The organism is Mucilaginibacter sp. 22184 (assembly GCF_052045695.1).
Classification (GTDB): Bacteria; Bacteroidota; Bacteroidia; order Sphingobacteriales; family Sphingobacteriaceae; genus Mucilaginibacter.
Genome location: NZ_JBQEPI010000001.1, coordinates 822,760 through 843,907 on the forward strand (window position 1 = coordinate 822,760; position 21,148 = coordinate 843,907).

Below are 21,148 nucleotides of genomic sequence, written 5' to 3' on the forward strand. Positions count from 1 at the left end.
TATCAACCCATAAGACTTTATCACATGAAAAATATAAAAAGCTTGCTTTTTACTTGCTACTCTATGCTCCTGACGCTCAGCAGCCAGGCGCAGATACAGGTAACAGCACCGATGACGGGCACACCTGCCCTGGGCTTGTATTTTAGCTACAATAGCATCACGCTGAACCCCGGTTTCAGTTTTACGGCAGCACCAGGCAGTAGCCTGAGCTTATACATTGCCAATCCAGACTGCCAGCAATTTGCGAACAGTTTTAACCAGAACCAGAATTACATCGTCACCTCTGTACCTCGGGTAGGGGGTATGAGAACGGTAGGCTCAACCCCAAACTCCGGGGATTTTGCAAACAGGAACACCTGCGAACTGATGCAGATGGTACAATACTTTGATGGCCTGGGCAGACCCCTGCAAACGGTACAGGTGAAAGGGAGCCCTCTGGGTAGTGATGTGGTACAGCCGTTCGCCTATGACCAATTCGGGCGCGAAGCACAGAAGTATCTGCCCTATGTTACCGCGAGCAATAATGATGGAAGCTATAAAACAGGTGCACTGAGCGGAGCTCAAAGCCAGTTTTATACAGCGCCACCTGCAGGAGTTGTGACAACAAACAGTCCTTTTTCTATCACGAATTTCGAGCCATCGCCCTTGAATCGGATGATAGAACAAGGCGCGCCGGGAACCGACTGGCAGCCAGTAGCGAATAGTATGACTGGTCATACTCAGAAAATAGCCTATACGACGAATAATGTTAAGGACATAACAGATACGGCAAATACCATGTTGGTAGCGCTTTATACCACAACCATCAACGCTAACGGGAGTCGGACATTAGCGAGAAGTGGCAATTACGGAGCCGGTCAGCTATATGTGACGATAACTAAGGATGAAAATTGGAAAAGCGGCCGTGGCGGTACCATCGAAGAATATAAAGACAAAGAAGGTCATGTTGTGCTGAAAAGGACGTTTAATTATTTACCCGCTAAAAGTAACCCGACAGTTGCTGCCACTTTGCAGATCCTATCTACCTATTATGTATATGACGACCTGGGTAACCTGGCATTTGTGTTACCACCAAGAGCATTGGCTGATATTGCCTTACCCTCAGCGATATTGCTCAATAACCTGTGTTACCAGTACCGTTATGACGAACGGAACCGGTTGACCCAAAAGAAGATCCCGGGCAAGGGCTGGGAGTTTACGGTATATAACCGTCTGGACCAGCCGGTATTGAGCCAGGATAGCCTGCAAAGACAAGGAAACCAATGGACGGTAAGCAAATATGACGCGCTGGGCCGGGTAATTATCACCGGACTGTGGAACGCGGGCTCCGCTAAAACGTTAAAAAGTTTGCAGGATAGTATCTATGCCAAACCCCAATGGGATACCCGTGACCAGACGAATAATACCACGGCCAATCCAACAGGATACGTGCTGGGCAGTTACCCGGTGCTGACCAAGAGGTTAACGATAAACTATTACGATGATTATAATGTCCCTAATCTTCCGGCAGGTTACCTGGTAACCAATGGCGTGAGTACCATGACCAAAGGTCTGCTGACCGCGAGTTTGACGACGGTACTGAACACAATTGCCAATGACAAACCGGACACACTTTGGGATGTGAGCTATTATGATGATAAAGGCAGAAATATCCGAAGTTATAAACAACACTATCTGGGTGGTACGGTAAACGCAGGCAACTTCGATGTCGTGCTAAACACGTATAATTTCAATGACCAGGTGACCAGCACCAACCGAAGACATTTTACCGTGGCTACAGGCGGCACAGCCAAACTGACGATCATCAACCAGTACAGCTATGACCATATGGGGAGGAAGCTGACCACACGGGAGCAGATCCAGAATGGGGGCCAGGCAGCGGATGTAAACCCGATCCTGTCGAAAACAGAGTATAACGAACTGGGACAGGTATGGAGAAAGAACCTGCACAGTACGGATAGTACCAACTTTAAACAAACCATCACCTATAGCTATAATGAACGGGGCTGGCTAAACACGAGTAGTGCGCCGCTATTTGCCGAGCAATTGTATTACAATACGGGAACAAATAAACAATATAATGGTAACATCGCCTACCAGTACTGGGGCACACCAGGCAACTTGAATAAAAACTATGCCTATAGCTATGACCAGCTGAACCGGTTAACCGCGTCCACAGCATCGACAGGGAATTATGAAAATGGAATCACGTACGATCTGTTGGGTAATATCACGGCTTTAAACCGTTATCGGGGAGATACCATCATCGATCAATTGACCTACACTTATCCAACAGGCAGCAGCCAGCTACAAGCCGTTACAGACGCGACAGCCAGTGATGTGGGGCAGAAACACGGCATAGCCAGCTATGCGTATGATGGTAACGGTAACCTCATCAGTGACAACAGTAAAGGGATCAGTAATATTGCCTATAACCTGCTGAACCTGCCGCAGACGATCACGGGCAAGAGCACGACCTATACGTATGATGCTGCCGGACAAAAACTGTCCAGGTTAATCAGTACAGCCAAGACGGATTATATTGGTGGCATCCAGTATGACGGCACGGCGGCATCATCGACAATCAGTTTTATCCAAACGGAAGAAGGGCGAGCCTTAGCCAAAGATGCGGCAAGTTATAACTACGAATACACATTAACTGATCATCTGGGCAATAGCCGGGTAAACTTTGATACGGGCACGGGCATAGCCAGGCAGGTTCAGGTAGATGATTACTACCCATTTGGAATGGAGATCAGCACGAGTACAGCCAGCCCCAAAAATGAGTATCTTTACAACAAGAAGGAGCTGCAAGAGAACCTTCAGTTATATGATTACGGCGCACGGTTCTATGATCCGGTTATTGCAAGATGGACTATTGTGGATCCATTGGTTGAAGCAGGACAGGAAAGCACAACACCCTATGGTTATGTGTTTGGAAATCCGGTTAAATTAACTGATCCTGACGGAAAGGCTCCTTGTTGTGGCGGTTTTAGCGATAACATAGACTTGGTGACTGGTATAACCCATGCCTACCTGTCGGATGTAACTACAGGCAATTTGTCACCAGCACAATATGGCAATTCATCGGTCGGTGGTTTCGGAGAAAAGCTTGGTCACGTAATTGCCTTTGGGCAGGGAATAAGTGAAATGGGATCTGGAGGTACCGGGGCCGTAGCTGGAGCTATTGGAGCTCCAGAAACATTTGGAGCCTCTTTGGTTGTCGAGGCACCTTCAATTGCTTTGGCCACACATGGCGTATGGACATCAAAAAACGCCTTGGTGGGACTTCTTGGAGGTAATGGAGTATTAAACGCATCAAGTAGTCAACCTGTAAATGATCAAACGCCGAATAAAGAGCCTAATGGTAATTCTCTTTCAAGTCAAAAAGAGCAACATGGTTATACAATACGGAATAAAAAGACTGATGAAATATTAGAATTTGGCATAAGTGGACAGACTGCCAAAAGAGATGCTACGGGAGGGTTCAAATCATCGCCTCGTATTGAACAAAAATTGAGAACTAAATATAAAGGTAATTCAGATGTATATGGCAAATTTGAAGCTTGGATTAAAAATCGTGCAAAAGCAAGTGTGTGGGAGCAAAATAATGTAACAGATTTTGCCACTCAGAATGGCCGAGCCCCACAAAATCAATTTCGACCCAAACCCAAACTTTGATGATAAATTCAATATCTATACACACCACTTATCAACATACCTATCAATTACAGTTTAATAAACAATGTTGGTGCATACAAGAACAATATTGGCGGTATTTGCAAAAGTACAGAGCAGGTGTATATAGAAAAATAATTGTTGAAGTTGATGATAACATTAATTTAGATGATTTTGACAATAAAATTAGGGAATCAACAATAGATGTAATAGTAATTAATAAATACTTTCCTATTGCTAAATTTCTTAATCAAAGCAAGATTGATAGAAAAGTGGCAATCCTTGAATTATTACACGCTAGTATGCTTTATTTAGCCCAATATTTTGACTGGGATAAACAACCATTAGTTAATTCATATACTCAATGTATGGACAATCATCTGGAGTATAAATTTAAAATTAAGAATAAAAATTTCAAGTCACCCACAAAAGAATTTATTGGCTATATCGAATGTAATTGGGATATTGATGTTTTTAGTGCATATATAATAATTCTTTTAGCCAAGGAGAATAAAATTATTAAGGAACGAAGAATTGAATTCCAACCGAACTTGTCAGAATTTATATATTATGTGAATTGCAAATGGGAATCGAATACAATTTTTAGTATGGTTGCTAAAGATGGTAGGCGGTGGTCTGTTAATATACTTTCTTTAGTATAGCTTTCTACTCTCCCGCTGATCACATATTAGTGTGTAATACAGATTAAGCATTTCCACTGCGAAAAAAGCCCAATCACAACGGTTGGGCTTTTCTCGTCTATAAACTTATCTTATTTAGCCCCACCAAATAACCCCGTCAGTTTTCCTAATATGCCTTCGCCGCCTTCTGCGTTGTTACCGCCTCCGTGGAAAAGATTAAGGGCATCGCTCATGTCAAATTTGACATCGGCGCCGCCTAGTGAATGTAAAATGCTTTGGATATCAAAAGAGCTGTCGCCGGCGTCATTTGTTTTGTTGGCCAGTTGTCCTAAAACCTGTGGTATCAGGCTGCTTGCTGTTGATTGGGCCGCATCGCCGTCAACCCCATAATTATTTTGGAGTTTACCGCTAAATTGTTGTATAATCTGACTAACAATGGGATTGCTGGTCAAGTCGCCACCACCGCCTTTAAGTAATGATAGTACACCAGATAATCCACTACCACCAGATGATAAGTGACTGCCTAATACATCCGTGATGGATGAGGAAGCATCCTGTACCGCGGCTTCGTTGTGTTCGTTTGGAATTTGGGGATTGTTGGTAATTGCTGCGCCTGCATTGTTTTGCACCAATTTAAGTAATTCGTCAAACATGTTTTTCTGTTTTTAAGGATATAATTGATTGATAAATATACGGTGTGATCTAAGGAAGGTATATAAAGATACACAACCCATCCTTATCAAAAAAGAAAAAAGCAGTGATAAGCAAAATCTTTATCCATAAAAGTTGATAAGAGCAAGTAGGATAAGTACTCTGGGTGGGACAAAGATTTAAAAACCGCAATCGACGGAAGGATGGATGTTTTCTTTATCAAAAGCAATCATAGCATTTCCGTTTTTAAAAGTCACCACCCAGATGCTGTCATAATCGTCGTCGGGCCATTTTAGGCCGGTTTCTTTTACGCCTAAGGCTCTTACAATGGGCACAATATTGTTGTGTTCCCAAACCACCAGGACGGTACCGGCCCTGCTTTTAAGATCGGCAGCCATACCTAACGAATCTTTTTCCTGACGGCTGCTGTTAACTGTTAGGTTGTACTTTGCCGCTAAAGGAATAATAGTTTGAAACATGCGGGAGTGTTTGGTGGCTTCACCCAGGCCCATGGCTGGTACAAAAAGATAAGCGGGCACACCAAATTTGGCATTAATAACGGCCGGAAGTTTTAACGATCTGTTCACTCCCTGGCAAGTCAAGTTATCGCCCTTCACCGGTTTTTCGGCATGGCGTATCAATATGATCTTTAAGTCGGAGGATTGAGAGAACGCCTTTGTCGTTATAAAACAGGCGCAGATCAGTAATATAAAGCAGCTTTTGATGAGTAAATTCATTTTATAATAGAATTATAAAAGGCCGGCTGAACGAAAGTTCAGCCGGCCTTGGTAGTTAAAATTAGTGTTGATTGCCCGTACCGTTTAACTGATAGCAGCCAAGGTCGGCACCGGGAGGTGTCGCGTCAGAAAGGCCATAAATTTTATCCAGCGGAACGGTGATCAAAGGTTTTATGCTGGTGTTCCCTTTTCCGATAAGTGGCGAGCTTGCCTGCAGATGAAAATTGAAATTTCCAACAGCGCTGTATTGAGAAAGAGCATGACCTGTTGTAGGTAAAGGAAAATTCAAAAATGCAGGATTATTTTTCTGAACCACATCGCTACCATCATAAACAGATCCCAGCGGGTAATTGGTTGGGAGATATTTTGCCGAAGTGGTAATTGATGGAATATCGGTAGTTTGTGGTTGGGTAATATAACCAGTTGGATAAAACTGGTTGGCCACGCTCAGTGAATCGGCCCATTGGTAATTATTACCGTAAGAAAGATGCGCCACATCGGCAACAGGATTGCCAACTACCCGGTAACCAAACCGGCAGTTGATAGCTACGTTATTGTAATACATACCCGCGGCGCCTTCTTCATAATTGATACAACCACCACGTCCGCTTTGTTGTTGCCGGTATCCGCCGCTTACAAAGGTGTTATTATACATCACCAGGTTGGTTTGCGGCGCACCGATAGCCTGTCCTTTATTAGATGCTTTTTGACCGTTTGTCGCGGTACCTATAAAAAGATTATAAGCCATAGTACCTACAGTGCCACCTTTGGCATTTAAACAATCGCCGCCGTTGGCTCCGTTCTTTTCAAAGGTATTGCGAAAAATGGCCACTTTACCAGCCGATATGCGGATAGGATCATCCACACCCCCATATAACCAGGAATCTTCCATAATAAAACTCCCTTTGTAATTGGCGAATAGAATACTGTACTGGTTACCAGAGCCCGAACTGGCAAGTTTAGATGTCGCGTCGCCTTCGGTTAACCCGGCATACTCTATGTGGGTCCAACGCAATACCATCAGGTTACAGGTTGGTCCTGCAATAATACCTTTCCATTTACCCGAGTAAGCCGGATCGGCAGTAGGGGCAACACCACCCGGTGCATCGTTTTTGGTTATTCCGGGGACAGTTATCCAGTTGGGTTGATTTTTGGAACCGTTGCTCACCAAGGTACCCAAAACAATTAAACTACTGCCTGTGCCCATATTTAAAGTAACCCCAGGCTGCATCAATAAAGTATCCAAAGGATTAATAACCAGGTCGCAGCCGGCTTGTACGGTATAGGTTTTTCCGCTGAGCATAGTGCCCTTTACCGCGCTAACCGTACTGCCGCCACCGCAAGACAGCGGGGCTTTATCACTTACCGGGTTGGCTGCGGGTGGGGTATAATTATAGATCTCGGTATGTTCGCCTTTCCATTTTTGGCAGCCGGAGACTGATGCTAATAATATCAGGGAGATGATGGGGATTATATATTTTTTCATCGTTATAGTTTATTTGTTATTAGAGTTTATACCTGAACCCGCCAAGGAATAGTGTTTTGTAGTAATCGCTTTGAACCAGGGTTTGAGCGGCTATATCTTGTTTGCCCAAAAACTCCTGCAGCTGCGACTTAATTTTATCATGCGGATATTTCAGATATATCCTGGCAGCTGCATTGGTAAGGTTGTTGATCTTGCCGTAAAAAGAAAAATGTTTGGCAATCGTTTTTTCAAACGAGAAATCTAACTGACCATAAGCGTGCTGGTAAAAGTCGAGATTAGCGTATGCCGATACCTGGGCAAGGCGCTCACCGGTATATACATAAGCCAGCTGCATATCTAAGCCCAGTTTAGCGCTTTTAAATAATATAGATGCATTGCCCACATGATTTGCCTGACCCTGTAAGGGGCGTGTTTCATCTATAATGCTGTTCATTGGCTGGCCATTAGCGCCTGTTGGGGCGTACAGCAGCTTGGGTGTAGTAACACGGGAATGGGTATAAGTATAGTTAGCAGAGAAGCCAATGATGCCAAAAAACTTGGTTGCCAGGGCTTCAAAACCGTAATTGGTTGCGTTTCCAGGATCATTCTGAGGTTGGATAAGCAGATCGCTCGGTCCGGAGCCACGCACAACGTAATACTCAATAGGATTATAGATCTTTTTATAGAAAGAGCCCAGCAATAGCTGATCTGCCCCTCCCGGGAAAAATTCATATCTCAAATCATAATTATCAGCAGTGATGTGTTTTAAATTCGGATTGCCTTCCTCCTTATAATATTCCCCATCTATTTGGTAAGGAACCTGTTCGCCAAAGCCCGGGCGGCTGATAGAGGCGAAATACGATGCCCGGAGATTCTGCTCATCGGTTAACGCGTATTTTAAGTGCACGCTTGGCAAAACATCAGTATAAATATATTTTCCGCTTCGGGCAGATACGGTAATTGGCGATTGGGTAAGATAGGAGAGGTTGGTATTCTCGATCCGGACGCCACCTAAAACCTGTAGTTTAGGCAGCAGATCAAACTTGGCCTGCACATACTCCGCGTTATCGTTTTCGGTTATATGATAGTTGTTGGCTAAATTGGTGTTGCTGTTACCGGTACCATTAATAGGTGATGACAAGGTAAATGGAATAGAACTAAAATTATTGTTATACAGCGTAGAGCCTCCTTTTAACGTGTATTCCATATAGTACGCATCTCTTATTTTATGCCGGAATAAGCCACCGGTAGAAAACTCGACGGGCTTACCTGCAATTTTAGGGGTATAGATCAGGTTGGCGTAACCGCTGATATCCTGGTCCTTATTATTTTCCCAATGGTGGGTTAATACGGTATTGTTATCATACTCGTTGGTAACCGCCCCTGCGCTATTAATGGCTTTATTGGCATCGTAGGAGAACTCAGTTCTGTCGGGCATATTGCGGGTAGCCCTGGAATAAACCCCGTCCCAGGTAAATTTCCATTCATCACCTAATAAATGCTCGCCATGCAGGGTGGAGTTATAAATGGTTTGCTGGGTTAAGGTGCTCCTGTTTGATAAGGTGATCTGCTTGCTAAAGGCGGTTGAGTTTAAGCCCAGACCCAAAGTATCTGATGACAGGCGTGATTCGTATTCGTTTTGATGGATGTACAAATTGTATAACGAGATCTTGTTTTTGTTATCAAACACATAATCAATTTTGTTATGGATACCTAAACGTTGTGTTTGCGTAGAATAGGTACGGTCATAAGAATCAGAAAATTGGGGTGAGTTTGGTAAAGGCTGAAAATCTGGCTGGGCGTTTGGTATTAATCTTTTGGAATTAGAGCCCCGGTAGATATTCTGGTAACTTGCCGAAACAATTACCCCCAGCTTATTATCCAAAAAGCGATCGCCAATAGTTAAACCAGCTGTTGAACTAAACGGGGTCGACATATTCTTATCGCTTGTGATCGCTGTGTTATTAAAATCACTATAGGTGGCTGCATAACTATTACCATGGATGCTTGCCGGCGATTGCCCGTTGACGGATGGGTTAAATGCAACAAATGGCCTGCCGGATGAGAATAAAGAAGAAAAACCACCGGATACATTGGCGCTAAGAACAAACTGATTTGGGGCACTTTTCATCACCAGGTTCATAACCCCGCCAATAGCATCGCCGTCCATGCTGGGTGTAAGGGCTTTAATTATCTCCAGGCGGTCAAGCATTTCTGACGGAAATATATCCATGGGCACAAATCGATAGGCTGGATCTGGGCTTGGTATCTTGATTCCGTTTACCAGTGTGGAGTTATAACGTTGCTCCATACCGCGTATAATGGCGTAACGCCCCTCGCCGCTTGGCGAACGCAGGATGCTTACACCACTTACCCGTTGTAATGCATTGGCTACGGTTACATCGGGTAAAAGCTTGATGGTATTTGCCGAAAGGATGTTTTGAATCATGCTGGCATTTTTCTCGATGCCCCGCGCCGCGCGATCGGTTTCTTTATTTCCCTGCCCCGTAATTTTAACTTCTGCTACCTGTGTACTTGCATCCTGCAGATCTATATTGATGATCTTTATTTCGTCGGCTGAATTAATGTTTCCCTCATACGTTTGCAAAGATTTGTAGCCTATAAAATTTACCTGAATTTTATAAGGCCCGGTGCGTACGTTTTTAAAGATATAAGCCCCGTTCAGGTTTACGGGAGCAATTTTATTTACGCCCTGTTGTGTTAAATGTACTGTTGCTCCGGCCAGGGGCTCGCCGGTTTTATAATCATCAACTTTACCTTTTATGGTCTGCGCTACAGACGAAAAAGCAAACAGGAAGATTAAAGAAGATAACAACAATAACCTGTTAAGGAAGTAGGAGTGTTTCATGGACTACGGATTTTTGATTTTCCGCAAAGAAACCTGTGGAATACTGGAGAAAAACTGAATAATTAAGTCCTAACAGATTCAATAACCGAAACTTAACATTGGCTTAATTTACCGGGTTAAATAGTTATGCCATGGGCAGTTATATGTTGATACATACATGATTGAGCCAGAGTCATTACAGAATGATAGTTAGGCGATCATCTTTGATAAAATTGTAAATACAAGTTAGTATTTAGTCAATATAGTTTATTTCTGCGCTGTTTTTCAGGCCTAAATTAGGTTAACCAATTACCAGCATTTCTCCAACGTAAATGCACCAGTCCAAACCTGATTATACATGTTAAACATTGACCTTAAGGAGCTATTGGAAAAAATAGCGCGTGATAGTGATCTTGTCGCTTTTCAAAAGATCTACTTTTTGTATTATGAGCGCCTCTTGAAACTGGCTTGTTCTTTTGTAAAACTAACGGAAGTAGCCGAAGAAATTGTTGACGATGTATTTGTAAAAGCGTGGGCAAACCGGGCCAAATTAAGCGAGGTAAATAACTTAACGGTTTACTTGTACGTAGCTGTAAAAAACCAGTCGCTTAACTATAACCAGGCAAACCGTATCGTATATGTCGACATTGAATCTGTTGGGTTTGAATTAAAGGATATTAATGCCTCTGTTGAAGATGTACTGATCACTGCCGAGCTTGCTAAAGTTATTAATGAGGCCATACAGCGCTTACCCGAACAATGCAAACTGGTATTTAAGCTGGTCAAAGAAGATCACCTGAAGTACAGGAACGTAGCAGAAATACTCAATATATCCTCCAAAACGGTAGAATACCATATGGGCAATGCGCTTAAAGCTATAGCCGCAGCAATTTCAACTTCGCCTGGCCATCATAAAAAAGTATTCAAAAAGGCATCGGCCAATTAATTTTCATTTTTTCACTGGGGTGTTTTCATTTTTCCCTGTCCTTGTTACTGAAGCTAAAAACAATGGACCAGGAAACTCTTTGGATACTTTTAGGAAAGAAACTGAATAACGAAGCTACTGCCGACGAGCTTCGGCAGTTGGATATATTACTTGCTCAACCCTGGGCCGATGCATACTCCATACAGGTTTTGGAGGCCCTGTGGAAACAAAACCCTGATCGGCCGCCCCGCTTTATTTCGCACAAATTACAGGAAAAATGGGACCGCCTGGAAAGCAGGTTGGAAGTGGATGGTTCACATACTGATAGTTTTCAGGGGCCGGAAGATAAAACAGATACCCCGGCAAAAATGAAGAACATCTGGCACAATCCGCTCTGGTTATCCGCGGCGGCAGCATGTTTGGTATTTGGCCTATTGTCACTTTTTTATTGGCGAAATTTTAGCGGGAATAACTCGGGTAAAACTTACCAGATAGCGGCTCCGCTGGGCGGCATCAGTAAAATAATATTACCCGATGGTTCCAAAGTATGGCTAAATGCCTGCAGCGAAATATTTTATGGAACAAACTATGGCAATAAATATCGCGAAATACGCCTAACCGGCGAGGCCTTTTTCGACGTGGTAAAGGATAGTGAGCACCCCTTTATTGTAAATACCACAACCATGCAGATAAAGGTTCTGGGTACCGCGTTTAATGTGCGGGCATATGCCAATGATAATACTTCCGAAGCCTCATTGATCAGGGGGAGGATAGAGCTTACCCCGGTATCAAACCCCGATCATAAGATCATCTTAAAACCCTCCGAAAAACTAACATTACCCAATAAAAATGTGCACAGTAACGGTGATAATAACACCCTTATAACACTAAGCGCCTTGCATCATGAGCAAAATGATTCGTTACCGGCCGAGGCCCAATGGCTAGAAAATAAGCTGGTATTTGATGATGAATACTTTGATGATGTGGCCAAAAAAATGGAGCGGTGGTACGGTGTTTCGATCACCTTTAAAAACGAAGAGCTAAAACAGAAAAAGTTTAGCGGAAAGTTTACCAAAGAATCACTGGCCACAGCCCTGGATGCGCTTAAGGCCACCAGCAATTTTAACTTTTTAATTGATAACGATAAAGTGACTATTTATTAAACCCCATTAACCTTAAAACAAAGCGCATATGATTAAAACCGATACATAAAACACCTTAAAACCAAAAAGCGGAGAATGTTGACGCATCCCCCGCGGTTTGGTCCTTCAAAATTACGAGTCGTCTTAAAACCAATAATTCAAGTAACCTAAAGACTAAATTATGAAAAAAAATGCTTGCCGCATAAGCCATATGCGGTTGCAATGCCTTATAAAAATATTCCTCATGACAAAGTGTACCCTTATCCTGATCGTGATATCATCCTTTCAGGTTTTTTCAAAAGGCTACGGGCAGGATAAGATCAATATTAACCTGCATAATGTTTCGATAAAGAAAGCACTTGCCGAAGTGGAAAAGGCAAGCAGCTATCGCTTTGTTTATAACGATGATGCTTTGAGCTCAAAGCTCATTGGTAAGGTTGATCTGAGCAATGCCTCCATTGTTGAGGTGATGGAAATGTTGTTGTCACAAACAAATCTTACCTACAAACTGAACGGAAATAACCTGGTTATCATTACCGATAAAAGGCTGCAATCAGCACCGATTTCCATATCCGGAGTGGTGAGCGACTCCAAAGGCCCCTTGCCCGGTGTAAGTGTAAAAATAAAAGGTACGCAGATTGGCGTTCTTACTGACGGTAATGGAAAGTTCCTGATCAATGTGGCCGACAACAATGCGATACTGGTGTTTTCGTCGGTTGGTTATGTTGCGACAGAGATTCCTGTAGGCGATCGTAAAACCATTAATGTGACATTAAAAGAGTCGGCGACCGATTTAAGTGAAGTTGTTGTAACGGGTTATGGTCAGTCGGTAGCCAAGCGCGACCTGACCGGAGCCATATCGACAATAACCGCCAAGCAGATCGAAGAGCGCCACCCGATCAATCTGATAGATGCCTTGCAATCACAGGCATCAGGTGTGCTGGTTATCAATGATTCAGGCGAACCGGGAGCGACAGGCTCTATCCAGATCCGCGGCGGATCAACATTTTCGAGCGCGGGCAACGCACCGTTATTCGTGATCGACGGTATTTTAAGTCAAAGCGCCGATAATGTAAACCCCAATGATATCCAATCCATCGAGGTGTTAAAAGACGCGGCATCGGCAGCTATTTATGGCTCGCAAGCGGCAAATGGTGTTATCCTGATCACTACTAAACGGGGCAGGGCAGGTAAGCCTCTCATCAATGCCCAGTATGCCCGCATCTTTGGCGTAATGGCGCACAAACTGGAGCAGCCAAACTCCAGGGACCTGCGTATTGAGCGGAATTTATATAACGGAGCAAGTCCCGACAAACCCACAACCACCAATGATTCACTAAACGTTGTTTTTAACTCCGATAACGACAACCAGGATGTAATCACCCAGACAGCCAAGCGGGATATCCTTGACTTTGGTGTAAGCGGGGGCGAAAAAAGTGTGCAGTACTATTCCAGTATCCGGTACATTAATGATCAGGGGCTTATCGTTAACAGCTACGCGAAAACATTGCAGGCTCGGTTTAACCTCGATTACCAGGTATCCCCCCGATTTAAATACAGTAACCGCCTGTCATTCGGGTATAATACCAATAACAATATCAACGAGGGGAATACCATTAACCAGGCCTTCCAGCGACCGTCAAACTTAGCTTTATATTATCCCGACGGCACTTTAACGGGTTACATTAGCGGACGGCGTAACCAACTATCGGTTGCTTTGCTCGAGATTAACCAAACCAATACGTATAACGGCGACCTGTTTAACCAGATCGATTATACAATAACCAAAGATCTGCGACTGACCAATAATTTCGACTTTGGTTTATCAACACCGCATAATGTGTTTTTTGATCCTAAGTTGCTAAGCAGCGCCAACCCTTTGGTTAACTCGGGCAGGGAAAGTTTTGCGGTTAATACCAACTGGGCCTACCAGGGCTTTTTAAATTATGCTAAAACAATCGGCAATCATAATATTACCGCGGTTGTGGGGGTAAGTGCAGAAAAAACGCAGAATAACAGTTTTAAAATAGCGGGTTCAAACTCTGCCAACGAAACCATATACACCTCCAATGTTTATGGTACTATTGACCAAACCAATACCGGTACCGATGCCGGCTCAACCAGTCGTGAATCACTTTATGCCAGGGCAACCTATAATTATAAAAGCCGCTACCTGTTTAGCGCGGTTTACCGTAAAGATGGTTCATCAAGGTTTGGGAAGGATAATAAATATGGTGATTTCTATGGCTCATCCGCAGCCTGGCGATTTACCGATGAACCATTTATGGCCTGGTCCAAAAAGATGCTGAATGATGCCAAACTCCGGTTAAATTATGGTGAGGTAGGTAACGATCGTATCCCATCCAACTCTAATTTGCTCATTTATACTTTTGGTTCTTCCTTTTACAATGCGGTAAATGGCGTGGTACTAAGCAACCAGTTTGGCAACTCGCAGTTAAAATGGGAAAGCAATATCCAGAAAGGCCTCGGGCTTGATCTGCAGTTTTTCAATTCAAGGCTGAATGTAACCGCCGATTATTATCAAAAAACAACCAAGAACCTGCTTTACCAACGTAATATCCCTGTTGAAACAGGCTTTACCAATGTATATGTGAATGTGGGCGATGTTACTAATAAAGGTTTTGAACTCTCTATAAATGCAACACCCATTGCCAGCAAAAACTTTAACTGGAACATTGGAGCCAACCTGACCATCGAACGTAACCGCATCAAGAGTTTGTACAATCACCAGCCATTCCTGGCCACTTCGGGCGGGGCTACTTACCTGGTGCAGGAGGGCGGAAAGATCGGCGATTTTTATGGCTACAAAGGGCTGGGTGTTTACCAGTATGATGCCTCAAACGCCTACGATGGCAATTGGAACAGGCTAACACCTGTGGGCGTATCTGCCGATGGTAAAACCGCACAAAAATATACACTGAACGGGCAAACCTACAGTGGAACCATACACCATATGTATGCGGGCGGTGCTTTACTGCTTGGTGGCGACATGATATTTGATAACGTTAAAAAAGACAGTGTTATTGACGCCAATGACCGCCAGGTATTAGGCAACGCGCAGCCATCATTTTATGCCTCTATCATCAATACCATAAACTATAAACAATTTACCTTATCATTTACCTTGAATACTACCTGGGGAGGCCAGATATATGATAGTCCACGGCAAACGCTGGATAATCTGGCCACCTCGGGTATTGTGGCTGATAATAATACCACCTATAATTCATGGAAAAAGCAAGGCGATATTACCGACATACCTTACATGGGCCGCAAAAACTCCACCGCTAATTTCCCCGGAACACAAACCCGGTTCCTGGAAAACTCCTCGTTCATCAGGCTGAGTTATGCCAAGCTTACTTATAATCTGCCCGCCAACCTGGCATCGCGGTATAAGCTCAAAAACATAGGGGCCTATGTATACGGCGCCAACTTGCTTACCTGGACAAATTATACATGGTATGATCCTGAATTTTCTTCCAGCTCGGCGCTTACACCGGGTAATGATAATGGCCGCTATCCGCGCAGGCGCGAGGTTGGGTTTGGTATAAATGTTAATTTCTAATTCATCGAGATATGAAAAAAATATTAAGCGTTACTTTTTTAACCTTGCTGATCACCGTATCGGGCTGTAAAAAGCTGTTGGATCAGCCCCCTAAAAGTCAGTTAGGAAGTGATAAATTCTGGAAAAACGCCGATGACGCCAAAGCAGGCGTTGCGGGTATATATGACGGTATCCAGGATATGTTCAACAGCCAGTTCATTTATTGGGGCGACGGGCGGAGCGATAATCTCACTTTTCACCCAACGTATAATGACGCCCTGCCGTTGGCGATCAACGTGCTAACACCCAGCACAAATGGGGCCGACTGGACCCTGATCTACACCACTATCAGTCGGGCCAACTTTGCTATAAAATACATCCCGACTATTCCGGTAATTGATGCGGCTACCTCCAATGATCTGCAGGCCCAGGCATTGAGTATCAGGGCTTACTGTTATTTCTGGTTGATACGACTTTGGGGCAATGTTCCACTATGGACACAGCCCTACGAAGATCTGAGCACCGATCCCTATAAAGGCGTAACCCCGGCGGCTGATATCATGAAAAATGAGATCCTGCCCGATCTGTTAAAAGCTTATGACTTGTCTGATAAAACCGCAGCGGTTGTCTGGAACGTGAATTCGGGAGGCATAGCAGCCATGCTGATGGATGTTTATATGTATAACCATGATTATGCCAATGCTTTATCATGGTGCGATAAGCTGCTGGCATTAAAACGCTACAGCCTGGAGCCTACAGCCACCTGGAAAAACAGCTTTACATCGCCCACAAATTCTAAAGAAGATATCTGGAGTTTGAACTGGGATTTTACGGTTGATGGCGGTAATAAAACATCGCAGGAAATAGGGGCTGGCGATACCAACAGCGATTTTGCCGTTGACCCGGCATTGTGGACCTATTTTACAACCACCACTGCCGATATACGTGGCGCCCAGAGCATTGATTTTAAAGTGAACAATCACGATAAAATATGGAAGTATTACGCCCCTAATCTGGATAAGAATGGCAACCAGATCTATCCTAATTCGCCGCAGGCCAACTTGCTGTTCCCGCTGTACCGCCTGGCGGATATCTACCTTTTACGGGCCGAGGCCTTAAACCGGACAGGCGACCTGGCCAACGCGCTCGTTTATTTAAACATGGTGCATACCCGGGCAGGTTTACCCGCCTATCAGGCAAGTGATTTTGCCAGTGCCGATGATATGTTATACGGCAACCCGGTAAATGGAAACGGCATTCTGCGTGAGCGCCAACTGGAATTATTTTGCGAAGCCAAACGCTGGTTCGATCTGCAACGTAACGGTATTATCGTTTCGACCATGGATCCTTTAATTAAAATACGGCAAACGTTAAAAGGATTTCCGCCAACAGGTTTTGGCGATGTCCGCAAAATATACTGGCCTATAAACCAAAATGTATTGAATGCCAATACCAAGCTCACTCAAAATCCACCTTATTAATTTATAGCAAATGAAAACGATGAAACAAGCAATTGTATGGCTTGCATGTATGGGCCTTTTAATAAGTATGGCTGGCTGTAACCTGGCCGGATTAAAATTGCAGGAAAATGCCGATTATCACCCCTATGTGCTCGATCCGCATATCAATAAAACCGCCTGGCAGTATATCAAGGAGCGCAGCTACAACTTTGCCGGGAAAGATACGGTGTTTAAGCTGATGCGCCAGGCTATCGAATACTCCGGTATTGATACCAATTTGTATATCAAAACCGATTGCACTTTTATATTTCTGCATAACGACGCCGTTTACAGGCTATCAAACAAGGTGATCACTGCCGATTGTTACTGGGGTAAATACCTGGTAAACGGCAAACCGGCCACCAAATGGAGCGATTACCCCAAGGAACAGGTAAAAAATTATCTGTTGTATTTAATAGTACAGGGGGCGTATTCATTTAACAATTTAACACCTACCAATGTGGTAGCCACAACGCTTCAGCCGTTAAATTACGATCCGCTGAACCCCACATCGATCATGACCCTGCGGGTTAATAATGATCAGAACTTTACCATGCGGTTAAATGATTTTTCCAATTCGGTAGCTTATGTGAGTGTGCGCACCAGCAACATTTTGGCCTTAAACGGGGCCATACAGGTGATAGACAGGGTACTTTTTTATCAAACAAAATAGTACGTGGTTTAATTGGTTCGCCGGTCGCGACGGGGCTCCCTGTTGCGGCCGGCTCTTTTTAAACACACTGAAAATGAAAACAAATGGCAAACACACATGACAACTCCGTATCCCGCCGAAACTGGCTGGGCACTATGGGCAAGATCTCGCTAGGAACCGGACTAACAGCAGTCGGTGCAGGATCATTTGGCGCCGAACGCCCCGGACAGGTAAAAGCAACCAATAATGACATTGGAGCACGGGTATATAACATTCGCGATTTTGGGGCCAGGGGCGATGGCAAAACACTGGATACCGCAGCCCTGCAATCGGCAATTGATCTATGTAACAAGGAACAGGGCGGAACGGTGCTGGTACCGGCAGGTGTATTTGTTATCGGCACGGTGGAGCTGAAAAGCAATGTTACACTGCATATTGCCGCACAAGGAAAACTATTAGGCAGCGCTGATGGTAAACAATACCATGCCAGTGAAGCTATTCCATTGGACGTTGGCTGGACCATGAACGATGGTAACGTAGGTTTGATATTTGCCGCCAATGCCGAGAATATCACCATTGAAGGTAATGGCAGTATTGATGGACAAGGCGCGCAATTCCGCAGTGATACCAAAGGTGTATTGCCACCGGCGGGTATCTCAGGAAATCACCGCCCATATCATTTGCTTTTTTATCAATGTAAAAATTTAACGGTGCGCGATATTTCGCTCTACAACAGCGCCTATCATTCCATCAGGGTTTGTATGTGTACATTGGGGAAATTCGAAGGCTTATACATCCGCAGCAAAGTGATCCATAATAATGATGGCTTTCATTTTATCGGTAGTAGCTATATGCATGTTTCCAATTGCGATGTGCACTGCCAGGATGATGCCTGCGCCTTGTTTGGCAGCTGTAAATTTGTAACCGTTTCTGATTGTTCGTTTAGTACACGGTGGTCCGTATTCCGGTTTGGCGGAGGTGAGGCCGAGAACATTACCGTTTCTAACTGCATTATTTATGAAACCTATGGCTGCCCTATAAAGATGCGTTGTTCACCTGGTTCTCGGTTTGAGAATATCTCGTTTTCAAACCTGGTGATGAAGGACGTAACCGGACCTATTTCCATTGGTTCGGGCAACGGGAAATCATCCGTTAATACCGTCGCGAATTCCCAGGCGATTGTACGCAATATTTCCTTTAATCATATCCATGCAACGGTGGTAAAGCCGGTGCAGCTTCGCGGCTCGGAGTTTACAAGCAAATACAATCCCGGCGAAATATTTTCATGCGTTACACTGAATGCCATGGACGATATCTTTTTGGAAAATATCAGTTTTAATGATGTTCATATCACATTTCCTGGTGGAGGCACGGCAGAACAAGGAGCGGTGCGCGATGTGCCAAAAGTAGCCGCGGAGTATTACCAGATAGGAGTAACACCCGCATACGGTATATATGCCCGGAATGTACGCGGCCTAACCCTCCATAACGTACGACTGACCATGGACAGCCCAGATCTGCGCCCGGCTGTTGTACTCGATAATGTGGAAGACGCTGCACTGAATGGACTGAGCGCACAGGGCCAAAAAGGTTCCGAATCATTACTCCGCTTCATCAATACCCGGGATGTTTTGGTAAGCGCTCTAAGGGTACTAACACCCGTAACCAATTTGCTGCAGGCCGAAGGCAAGGCATGCGCCAATATCATTATAGACGGAGGTGATACCACAAAGGCGGACAAGGTGCTGGTATTAACATCGGGCGCATCCGCACAAGCGGTAAAGCTGAGGGGTTTGTAACAATAACGATAGGCCAATGGAGTGTATTAATTAGCTTATTGGTGCAAATGAACCGCTAAAAAATAAACCGATGTTAGTCAGATCATACTTTTTATCTTCCTAAAAACCGAGCATCATGTACAAAAAAAAGTTTTACATCTATTTAAAAAACAACATGGGTGGCCTGACTATTGCGTGGCTTGTTTTATTAGTATTGCCATCCCAAAACATATTGGCGCAAGCGGTTACCGTATCGTCTGTTACCGACTTACAAAAGGCCATTGATAAGGCAAAAGCGGGCGACCAGATCCTGCTGGCCGACGGGGTTTATACTACCACCGAAGATATCGCTGTGCGTGGAAAGGGCACCCACGAAAAACCGATCACCATTGCAGCGCAACATACAGGTGCTGCGGAAATTACGGGCAAAGGCGGTTTTAGCCTACAAAGCCCGGCGGCATTTGTGATCATCCGCGGATTTAAATTCACCCATGCGGCATCCAAAGCCAAAACCGGAATAGGTACCACTCACTGCCGTTTTACGCAAAACATATTTGAAAACCAGGGCGATGGAGAAGATTTAACCGTTGCCGGCAGCGACCAGGAAGTGGATCATAATACTTTTCAGAATAAAAACGCCATGGGCAGGTTCATCGCCATTCGCGGCGAGGGCAAGCAAATAGCCGAACGGCTGTACATCCACCATAACTATTTTAACAATTTCGCCAGCCAGGGCGGTAAAAACGGAGCCGAGGCATTGCAGTTTGGCTTAAGCGGCTTCAGCTTATCATCCAGCAATAGCATTGTTGAATATAACCTTTTTGAGCGCTGCGAAGGGGAAAACGAGCTCATCTCGGTTAAAGCATCGGCCGTAACGCTTCGGTATAATACTGTTCGTGATTGTCCTGCACAATTTACCCTGCGCCATGGCAACAAAAGTTTGGTATATGGCAATTACTTTTTCAATACGCCGGGCTTAAGGATCTTTGGCGACGATCACATTATCTACAGTAATTACTTTGAAAACTGCAGCCCGGCCATTGTGATAGGCAATGGTGATGGAGAAGTTGCCGATGGGGCCCAACTTACCGCGCATGACAGGCCCGACCGTGTGATTATCGCTTACAACACGCTGGTTAATAATAAAGAAAACATCATCCAAACCGGCCGCAAAAACGGAATGGGCGCTACTTATATCACGGTAGCCGATAATATCATCCAGGGTGGCGGACCGGCAGCTACTATATCCGGGCCATACACCAATCCGCAATGGGCGCGCAATATATTGTTCCAGGTAAAGGATGCCGGTAATATACCTGCGGAAGGGTATACTACAGTCGATCCTAAATTGGCAAAAAACGTATCAGGAACATATCATATACAGGCGGGCGGTCCCGCTATTGACCACGGAACGACCGTGTATCCTGGTATGACTACAGATATGGATGGCCAGCTACGCGTCCAGCCTTTTGATATCGGTGCCGACGAATTAAGTAATGCGCCTGTAAAAGCACATGCGCTTAGTCCGGCAGAGGTCGGTTATCAGGCTAAAAATTAAAACGATCTT

General features: G+C 44.4%; 13 protein-coding genes. 9 read left to right on the forward strand and 4 right to left on the reverse strand.

All coding sequences use genetic code 11. From position 1 onward, the window contains the following. The first annotated feature begins 24 nt into the window (after positions 1-24). Both ACTJKG_RS03515 and ACTJKG_RS03520 read left to right on the forward strand, forming a co-directional pair. The gene (locus ACTJKG_RS03515) at positions 25-3,681 is read left to right on the forward strand and encodes a DUF6443 domain-containing protein (RefSeq protein ID WP_440738367.1); all 3,657 of its coding nucleotides are present in this window, start codon (positions 25-27) and stop codon (positions 3,679-3,681) included. Then, positions 3,681-4,340, forward strand: coding sequence for a hypothetical protein (locus ACTJKG_RS03520; RefSeq protein WP_440738368.1), 660 nt, complete (start codon positions 3,681-3,683; stop codon positions 4,338-4,340). Before ACTJKG_RS03515 ends, ACTJKG_RS03520 begins: the two co-directional genes overlap by 1 nt. A gap of 110 nt (positions 4,341-4,450) precedes the next feature. Here ACTJKG_RS03520 and ACTJKG_RS03525 read toward each other — a convergent pair whose 3' ends face one another. The 4 genes from ACTJKG_RS03525 to ACTJKG_RS03540 form a co-directional block, all read right to left on the reverse strand. Continuing rightward, positions 4,451-4,972, reverse strand: a complete 522-nt coding sequence (locus ACTJKG_RS03525; protein ID WP_440738369.1) for a hypothetical protein — start codon at positions 4,970-4,972, stop codon at positions 4,451-4,453. 177 nt (positions 4,973-5,149) lie between these two features. Continuing rightward, positions 5,150-5,707, reverse strand: a complete 558-nt coding sequence (locus tag ACTJKG_RS03530; RefSeq protein ID WP_440738370.1) for a histidine phosphatase family protein — start codon at positions 5,705-5,707, stop codon at positions 5,150-5,152. Between the two features lie 61 nt (positions 5,708-5,768). Then, on the reverse strand, positions 5,769-7,193 hold the full coding sequence (locus ACTJKG_RS03535) for a hypothetical protein (RefSeq protein WP_440738371.1): 1,425 nt from the start codon (positions 7,191-7,193) through the stop codon (positions 5,769-5,771). Positions 7,194-7,212: 19 nt separating this feature from the next. After that, a complete protein-coding gene (locus ACTJKG_RS03540) occupies positions 7,213-10,041 on the reverse strand; it encodes a TonB-dependent receptor domain-containing protein (RefSeq protein ID WP_440738372.1) in 2,829 nt (942 codons plus the stop codon). Positions 10,042-10,378: 337 nt separating this feature from the next. Between ACTJKG_RS03540 and ACTJKG_RS03545 the strand changes: the two genes are divergently transcribed. From ACTJKG_RS03545 to ACTJKG_RS03575, 7 genes are all read left to right on the forward strand, one after another. Beyond that, on the forward strand, positions 10,379-10,966 hold the full coding sequence (locus ACTJKG_RS03545) for an RNA polymerase sigma-70 factor (protein ID WP_440738373.1): 588 nt from the start codon (positions 10,379-10,381) through the stop codon (positions 10,964-10,966). Positions 10,967-11,028: 62 nt separating this feature from the next. Beyond that, the gene (locus tag ACTJKG_RS03550) at positions 11,029-12,108 is read left to right on the forward strand and encodes a FecR family protein (protein ID WP_440738374.1); all 1,080 of its coding nucleotides are present in this window, start codon (positions 11,029-11,031) and stop codon (positions 12,106-12,108) included. Positions 12,109-12,331: 223 nt separating this feature from the next. Continuing rightward, a complete protein-coding gene (locus ACTJKG_RS03555; protein WP_440738375.1) occupies positions 12,332-15,673 on the forward strand; it encodes a SusC/RagA family TonB-linked outer membrane protein in 3,342 nt (1,113 codons plus the stop codon). 11 nt (positions 15,674-15,684) lie between these two features. Then, the gene (locus tag ACTJKG_RS03560; protein WP_440738376.1) at positions 15,685-17,133 is read left to right on the forward strand and encodes a RagB/SusD family nutrient uptake outer membrane protein; all 1,449 of its coding nucleotides are present in this window, start codon (positions 15,685-15,687) and stop codon (positions 17,131-17,133) included. Positions 17,134-17,152: 19 nt separating this feature from the next. Beyond that, positions 17,153-17,824, forward strand: a complete 672-nt coding sequence (locus ACTJKG_RS03565; protein ID WP_172334209.1) for a fasciclin domain-containing protein — start codon at positions 17,153-17,155, stop codon at positions 17,822-17,824. An 83-nt stretch (positions 17,825-17,907) separates the two neighbouring features. Continuing rightward, positions 17,908-19,602, forward strand: a complete 1,695-nt coding sequence (locus ACTJKG_RS03570) for a glycoside hydrolase family 28 protein (RefSeq protein ID WP_440738377.1) — start codon at positions 17,908-17,910, stop codon at positions 19,600-19,602. A 115-nt stretch (positions 19,603-19,717) separates the two neighbouring features. Further along, positions 19,718-21,139 (forward strand): polysaccharide lyase 6 family protein, encoded by a 1,422-nt coding sequence (locus tag ACTJKG_RS03575; RefSeq protein WP_440738378.1) that lies wholly within the window; start codon positions 19,718-19,720, stop codon positions 21,137-21,139. Positions 21,140-21,148: the final 9 nt, after the last annotated feature.

Bases quoted from the DNA above. Each gene is read 5' to 3' on its own strand.
- ACTJKG_RS03575 (WP_440738378.1), top strand. From the start codon at position 19,718: ATGTACAAAAAAAAGTTTTACATCTATTTAAAAAACAACATGGGTGGC.
- ACTJKG_RS03535 (WP_440738371.1), bottom strand. From the start codon at position 7,193: ATGAAAAAATATATAATCCCCATCATCTCCCTGATATTATTAGCATCA.
- ACTJKG_RS03525 (WP_440738369.1), bottom strand. From the start codon at position 4,972: ATGTTTGACGAATTACTTAAATTGGTGCAAAACAATGCAGGCGCAGCA.
- ACTJKG_RS03555 (WP_440738375.1), top strand. From the start codon at position 12,332: ATGACAAAGTGTACCCTTATCCTGATCGTGATATCATCCTTTCAGGTT.
- ACTJKG_RS03540 (WP_440738372.1), bottom strand. From the start codon at position 10,041: ATGAAACACTCCTACTTCCTTAACAGGTTATTGTTGTTATCTTCTTTA.
- ACTJKG_RS03520 (WP_440738368.1), top strand. From the start codon at position 3,681: ATGATAAATTCAATATCTATACACACCACTTATCAACATACCTATCAA.
- ACTJKG_RS03545 (WP_440738373.1), top strand. From the start codon at position 10,379: ATGTTAAACATTGACCTTAAGGAGCTATTGGAAAAAATAGCGCGTGAT.
- ACTJKG_RS03565 (WP_172334209.1), top strand. From the start codon at position 17,153: ATGAAACAAGCAATTGTATGGCTTGCATGTATGGGCCTTTTAATAAGT.
- ACTJKG_RS03515 (WP_440738367.1), top strand. From the start codon at position 25: ATGAAAAATATAAAAAGCTTGCTTTTTACTTGCTACTCTATGCTCCTG.
- ACTJKG_RS03570 (WP_440738377.1), top strand. From the start codon at position 17,908: ATGGCAAACACACATGACAACTCCGTATCCCGCCGAAACTGGCTGGGC.
- ACTJKG_RS03550 (WP_440738374.1), top strand. From the start codon at position 11,029: ATGGACCAGGAAACTCTTTGGATACTTTTAGGAAAGAAACTGAATAAC.
- ACTJKG_RS03560 (WP_440738376.1), top strand. From the start codon at position 15,685: ATGAAAAAAATATTAAGCGTTACTTTTTTAACCTTGCTGATCACCGTA.
- ACTJKG_RS03530 (WP_440738370.1), bottom strand. From the start codon at position 5,707: ATGAATTTACTCATCAAAAGCTGCTTTATATTACTGATCTGCGCCTGT.